General features: G+C 70.4%; 2 protein-coding genes. Both read right to left on the bottom strand.

Annotated features, from left to right (window positions below; translation table 11 throughout):
• Positions 1 to 1461, bottom strand: a 1461-nt coding sequence (locus RAN62_RS40975; RefSeq protein WP_305790305.1) for a PhoX family protein, incomplete at its 3' end; no start/stop codon positions are given.
• 155 nt (positions 1462 to 1616) lie between these two features.
• On the bottom strand, positions 1617 to 2151 hold a 535-nt coding region (locus RAN62_RS40970; RefSeq protein WP_305790304.1), incomplete at its 5' end, for a PhoX family protein.

Here is a 2151-nt window from a genome sequence, read left to right as displayed (position 1 = left end):
CGTGAAGGTCAGCACCTCGGCGGCGGTCATGCCCGGCACGAAGGAACGCCCGCCCGACACGAGTTTGATCCACTTGCCCGTACCGTCGAAAGCGCCGTCGGACGGCAGCTTGCCGGTGCCGTCGATCTCCGTCGCGGGGCTGTCGCCGGTCACCTTGGCCACGTAGAGCGTGCCGGATTCGAGCAGCGCCAGGTTGTGCTTGCGGTTGCCCGGCTTGAAGACACCGGACGACACGAACTTGTACAGGTAGTCGAAGCGCTCGTCGTCGCCCATGTACGCGACGACGTGACCCGAGCGGGCGACGATGACGTTGGCGCCCTCGTGCTTGAGCCGGCCCATCGCGGTGTGCTTGCGCGGGCGCGACGTCGGGTCCGTCGGGTCGACCTCGACGATCCAGCCGAAGCGGTTGGCCTCGTTGGGGTGCTTGGCCAGGTCGAAGCGCTCCTGCGCCCGCTCCCACCGGCGCGAGTCGGCCGGTATGCGCGTCGTCGTCGAGATGCCGTACCGCGCGAGGCGGGGCTTGTCGGCCGCCGGGGCGCTGTCGCCGCCGACGAAGTACTGGTTGAAGTTCTCCTCGCCGGAGAGCACGGTGCCCCAGGGGGTGACCCCGCCGGAACAGTTATTCAGCGTGCCGATGACCGTGGTGCCCGTACGGTCAGCCGCGGTCCGGACGAACGCGGAGCCGGCGGCCGGGCCGGTGAGCTGGAACTTCGTGGAGAGAGCCGTGATCCTGCGGTTGTAGGGCAGGCGCTTGCCGGTGGCGGGGCGCCATTGGCCCGTACGCCCGACGCGCTCGAGCTCGACCACCGACAGGCCGTGCGCGGCCATCGCGACCTCGATCTGCCCCACGGTCAGCGCCTCGAGCGAGGTGAAGCCGGGGAACATGAGGTTCTCGTTGGTGTACTCGTGGTTGACGACGAGCAGGGCCCGCGTGCCGTCCTTGCCCAGCGGCAGCACGCCGACGAAGTCGTTGTTGTAGCCGAACTGCGCGGACTGGCGCGCCGCCGTCTGCTTGGTGACGTCGAGCGCGGGCGCGCCGGGCAGGATCGGGTCGCCCCAGCGCAGCACGACCGACGAGTCGTAGCCGTTGGGCACGATGAACGAGTCCAGCTTGTTCGGCGGGATCGCCTTGAAGCTCAGCTTGCCGGCCTTGGCCTTGGTGAGGTTCCCGAGCATTTCCGTTACGGGCGCGGCGGCGGGAGTGGCCGGTGCGGCGGCGGCCGGCGTGGCGCCGGCCGCGGCCGAGGCCCCGAAGCCGAGCACGAGGGCGCCGACGGCCCCGGCCCGGACGACCCCGCGCCGGGTCATGCCGTCGCGGACCACATCGCCGAGGTACGGGTTGCCCGACTCGTTCGGCACCGGGTGGTCGCACGCGTTGCCGCAGCGGTAGAGGCAGGTCATGGCGTCGCGCCCCGAGCCCGGGTGGCCGAGCAGCGGGAGCAGACGAGGGCGTTCTGTCATGTGGTGACTCCTGGCGGACCGTCGTGACGTGCGGCCGAGGTTTCCAGGGCTCGATGAGTCCCGGCCCGCCAGAAGCTGAACTCCGGGTTAACAGATCATCCTCGAAGGACATATGCGGTGTTGACGATAGGTGTCAGGTACAGCCAGTCGCCGGGTCAGGTGCCGATCGGGGCGCCGTCGGGGCGCCAGGTGACGACGACGGCGGGCCGGGCGTAGTCGCCGTCGGGCCAGGTGGACGCCGGGTTGTCGAGGGTGGCGCCGGTGACCTCGCCGGGGTGCTGGACGGCGACGAAGACGCTCCGGTCGTCGGCCGTCAGGAACGGCCCGCACGTCTCCGCCCCGGGCGGCACGGTGAGGAACTGCTTGAGGTGGCCCTTGTCCGTCCCCTCGATGGGGGTGGCGAAAAGGCCGTCGTTGCTGTCCAGGGCGTTGCCGTCGGTGGCGATCCACAGGTTGCCCGCGCGGTCGAAGGCCACATTGTCCGGGCACGAGATGGGTGAGACGGCCGACTTGTCGTAGCCGGCGAAGAAGGTCGCCGGATCCTCCGGGTCGCCGCACACGATGGGCAGCGCCCAGCGGAACGTCTCGCCCGTGTGGTCGCCCCGGTCCTCGGTGATCTCGAAGATCTGGCCGTGCTTGTTCTCCCGGCGCGGATTGGCCTCGTCGGCGCCCGGATAGGTGGCGAGGCCC

Origin of the sequence: Symbioplanes lichenis, from assembly GCF_030709675.1 — a bacterium.
In the GTDB taxonomy this organism is placed as follows: Bacteria; Actinomycetota; Actinomycetes; order Mycobacteriales; family Micromonosporaceae; genus Actinoplanes; species Actinoplanes lichenis.
Note: the sequence above shows the minus strand (reverse complement) of the source record. Positions and strands in the feature narration are given on the sequence as shown.